The following is a 3685-nucleotide window of genomic DNA, read 5'->3' on the forward strand; positions in this document are numbered from 1 at the left end:
CCGAGCACCACGATATCCGGCGCCGCGCCCGTCGGCAGCGCGCGCGCCTGGCGGACCCCGGCGGGCAGTGCGCGGTCCTTGCGGTTGACCACGTCGACCGCTTCGGCCTTCACCGCCCCGCTCTCGATCCAGCGCGTCAGCATCGCTCCGGCCATATTGCCGCAGCCGATCATCCACACGCGCATCAGGCCTCCCCCTGCGTCTCGATCAATGCCGCCGCGATCGCCTCGCGCGGGGTCTTGCCGCCCCACAGAACGAACTGGAACACGGGATAGAAACGCTCGCATTCGTCGATCGCGGTCTCGACGAGCAATTCGGTCGTGGCGAGCGACATCGCGCGATCGCCGTCCTCGTCGCCGTCGACCACCATCGCGTGGCGATAGAGCAATACCCCGCTCGACGACCAGAGTTCGAAATGGCCGACCCAGAGCTGTTCGTTGACCAGCGCCAGCGCTTCGTGGATCGGCGCGCGGCGTTCCTCGGCGACCTTCACGTCGGGGAAGCAGAGGAACTGGAGGACGCTGTCCTCGTCGCGCCACAAGGCACGCAGCTCATATTCGGTCCAGCTACCCTTGACGGTCGCGCTGATCTCATCATCGTGGCGTTCGCTGACCCAGCCGTGCGCCGCGAAATAGCGGTCGAGCATGTCGAGCGGCGCGGCTGCCTCATGGTCATCTTCGGCTTCATCGAGCATCATGGCGCTCCTATCGCACGAAGGCCGCCACGGAGGCAAAGCCCGTGGCGGCCGATGATATGGGAAAAGTGTGAGTAAATTGCGAGTGTCGCTATTTTTGGGGCGGCGCCGGCCCGCTCCCCACCCGGCCTCCCACAAGCCTATCCCGATGGGTGGCCGGGTGGGGGAGCGGGCCGGCACAGACGAAATGCACCGCGGCGCATTTCGCAGATTGCGCTCAACCCTTGCTTTGTGCCGCCTCGAGCTTGTCGAGCCGCGCCTTGAGCGCATCGGCCTCGTCGCGCGCCGCGACGGCCATCGCCTTCACCGCCTCGAATTCTTCGCGGCTGACGAAATCGAGCCCGCCGATCCACTCCTTCGCGCGATCGCGCGCGCCGGCCTGCGCCTCGCGGCCCATCCCGGCGATCATGCCGGCCGCGCCGTTCACCAACTTCACGAAATCATCGAACATCCGGTTTTCGGACTGCATCAACCTGCGCCTTCCACTGAAACTCAGTTGATTACCTGGGACGTATGCGCGCCCGGCACAAGGCTTTCCTGTTGCGGGTTGAGCTGGGCGATGCGCCAGGTGAGCGCGCCGATCACCCCCAACCACACGATATAAGGCAGCATCAGCAACGCCGCGACGGTGCGGATCCGCGCGAACAGCGCCGCCGTCGCCACCGCGATCAGCAGCGCCGCGACGAGATCGATCAACGCCCCTGACAGATTATGCGCGCCGAAGAACAACAGCGGCCAGATCAGATGCAGCGCGAATTGCAGCGCGAACAACCCCACCGCCAGCCCCCGCCCCCGGGCGCCGCGCGCGTGAAGGATCATCGCCAGCGCAAGCCCGATCCCGACATAGACCGCGATCCAGATCAGCGGGAAAGCCGCATCGGGCGGGGTGAAGCCGGGCTTGGCGAGTCCCTGATACCAGGGATTGGCGGCGCCGACCGGCTCGCTGCGTGCCGAAAGCAGCCCGAGCAACAGGATCAGCGGGACGGTGACGACCGCCCAGCGCAGAAACGACATCCGCAGCTGCGCCTTTGACGCAATGCCTCCCACAAGCCCTCCTGTTCTGCCCCGCGCGCAACCTGCCGTGCCGCGCGCACGAGGTAAACAGATGATTGACGAGGACGGTGTGCCATTGTCGGTCGACGCGTTCGTCACATCGCTCCCCTCCCTTGAACAAGGGAGGGGAGAAAGAAGGACGGCCGGGGTCAGTCCCGCACAGCCGCGATCAGGAATTCGACATTGCCTTCGGGGCCGGTGATCGGGCTGCGCTCGATACCCAGCACGCGCCAGCCCTGTGCGATGAACCACGCTGCCACCGTATCACAGACGCGTGCGTGGACGGCGGGATCGCGCACCACCCCGCCCTTGCCCACTTCGTCGCGCCCCGCCTCGAACTGCGGCTTGATCAGCGCGAGCGCGCGCGCGCCCGGCGCCGCGAAGCCGAGCGGCACCTCCAGCACCTTGGCGAGCGAGATGAAGCTGGCGTCGCAGACGATCAGATCGACCGGCTCGGGAATCTGCGCCACGGTCAGGATCCGCGCGCTGGTCTGTTCGTGGACGATGACGCGCGGGTCCTGCCGCAGTTTCCAGGCGAGCTGGTTGGTCCCGCTGTCGACCGCATAGACCCTCGCCGCGCCGCGCGTCAGCAACACGTCAGTGAACCCGCCGGTCGACGATCCGACGTCGATCGCCACCGCCCCGGTCACGTCCCATGCGAAATGATCGAGGCCGTGCGCCAGCTTGATGCCGCCGCGCGACACCCAGGGATGATCGCGCCCGCGCACGTCGAGCGCCGCTTCTGCGTTCAGCGCCTGCCCCGGCTTCTCGACCTTGCGGTCGGCGGTGAACACGAGCCCCGCCATGATCAGCGCCTGCGCGCGGGTGCGCGATTCGGCCAGCCCTCGATCGACCAGCAATTGATCCGCGCGCACCTTCGCCATCCCCGCGCTATCGCGCGCCGATCGGTTCGTCGCAAGCCGTCTTCCATCGGGCGCGCCGCCTATTGCCTATCATTTTAGTAGGAAATAAGTTGGGCACGAGGTCGCGGAGTCGCTGTCCCCTAGATACGGCAACCCGCGGCCTCGCCCGAGCGACGAGGAGTGCCGGCGATGGAGCAATTCTCCCCCGATCTTGCCATGCGCCCGACGATCCTGACGGTGCCGGGGCTCAACGGCTCGGGCCCGGCGCACTGGCAGACATTATGGGAAAAGATGCGCCCCGATACTGCGCGAATCGAGCTCGGCATGTGGAACACCCCGCATCGCAACGCCTGGGTGACCAAGCTCGATCAGGCGATCGCCGCAGCGCGCGCGCCGGTGATCCTCGTCGGGCACAGCCTCGGCTGTATCGCGATCGCCTGGTGGACCGCATTGAGCCCGCAACCCTATGGCTGGCCGGTGGCGGGGGCGTTGCTCGTCGCACCGGCCGATGTCGATCGCGCGACCGTGCCCGACGAAATCGCCGGCTTCGCCCCTGCCCCCAAGACGATGCTCCCCTTCCCGTCGATCGTCGTCGCATCGAGCAACGATCCGTGGATCACGATCGAGCGCGCGCACAGCCTGGCGGCGGATTGGGGCAGCCATTTCGTCGATCTCGGCGCGCACGGCCATATCAATGCGGCGAGCGGGCTCGGCTGGTGGCCCGAGGGGCAGGAATTGCTCGATCGCGTGATCACCGCATCGGGCGGCCCGCGCGGCGAGGCGCTGACCCCCGGCGACGCGCGCGCGATCCTTGCGCGCGAGAATGCCGCAACGACGCTTTATTCGCCCCGCGCCGACTGATCCGGCTCGGCCTCGGCCCGCAGCCGCGCCGCGCGTAGCCGACGCCACAGCGAGAGATTGAAGCAACCGAGCGCGACGGCCATCAGCGCCGTCGCAACGATCACCTTGGTCCAGCCGGTCACGCCAGCGCGCCGACCGCGCCGGTCTGGTTCCACCGCAATGTTTTGAGGACGGTATTGACGATATGGTCGGCGTCGAGCCCGGCCTCGGCATA

At 67.4% G+C, this 3685-nt stretch carries 7 protein-coding genes; 1 reads left to right on the forward strand and 6 read right to left on the reverse strand.

What is annotated here, in order from left to right:
- The 5 genes from BGN95_RS13195 to BGN95_RS13215 all read right to left on the reverse strand — a co-directional run.
- The coding region (locus tag BGN95_RS13195) for an NAD(P)-binding domain-containing protein (RefSeq protein WP_286772873.1) at positions 1-185 on the reverse strand (185 nt) is incomplete at its 3' end.
- A complete protein-coding gene (locus BGN95_RS13200) occupies positions 185-697 on the reverse strand; it encodes a type III secretion system chaperone family protein (protein WP_265272014.1) in 513 nt (170 codons plus the stop codon). The genes BGN95_RS13200 and BGN95_RS13195, both read right to left, overlap by 1 nt.
- 214 nt (positions 698-911) lie before the next feature.
- On the reverse strand, positions 912-1163 hold the full coding sequence (locus BGN95_RS13205) for an accessory factor UbiK family protein (RefSeq protein WP_286772871.1): 252 nt from the start codon (positions 1161-1163) through the stop codon (positions 912-914).
- Positions 1164-1186: 23 nt separating this feature from the next.
- Positions 1187-1708, reverse strand: a complete 522-nt coding sequence (locus BGN95_RS13210; RefSeq protein ID WP_179512675.1) for a TspO/MBR family protein — start codon at positions 1706-1708, stop codon at positions 1187-1189.
- A gap of 188 nt (positions 1709-1896) precedes the next feature.
- The gene (locus BGN95_RS13215) at positions 1897-2631 is read right to left on the reverse strand and encodes a TlyA family RNA methyltransferase (protein ID WP_286772872.1); all 735 of its coding nucleotides are present in this window, start codon (positions 2629-2631) and stop codon (positions 1897-1899) included.
- Between the two features lie 168 nt (positions 2632-2799).
- Here BGN95_RS13215 and BGN95_RS13220 point away from each other — a divergent pair, with 168 nt between their 5' ends.
- Positions 2800-3471, forward strand: a complete 672-nt coding sequence (locus BGN95_RS13220) for an RBBP9/YdeN family alpha/beta hydrolase (RefSeq protein WP_179512677.1) — start codon at positions 2800-2802, stop codon at positions 3469-3471.
- Here the strand turns inward: BGN95_RS13220 and BGN95_RS13225 are convergent.
- Positions 3450-3593 (reverse strand): hypothetical protein, encoded by a 144-nt coding sequence (locus BGN95_RS13225; protein ID WP_179512678.1) that lies wholly within the window; start codon positions 3591-3593, stop codon positions 3450-3452. The genes BGN95_RS13220 and BGN95_RS13225 overlap by 22 nt on opposite strands.
- Positions 3594-3685 lie beyond the last annotated feature (92 nt).

The sequence above is a fragment of the Sphingomonas sp. 66-10 genome (genome assembly GCF_001897045.1).
In the GTDB taxonomy this organism is placed as follows: domain Bacteria; phylum Pseudomonadota; class Alphaproteobacteria; order Sphingomonadales; family Sphingomonadaceae; genus Sphingomonas; species Sphingomonas lycopersici.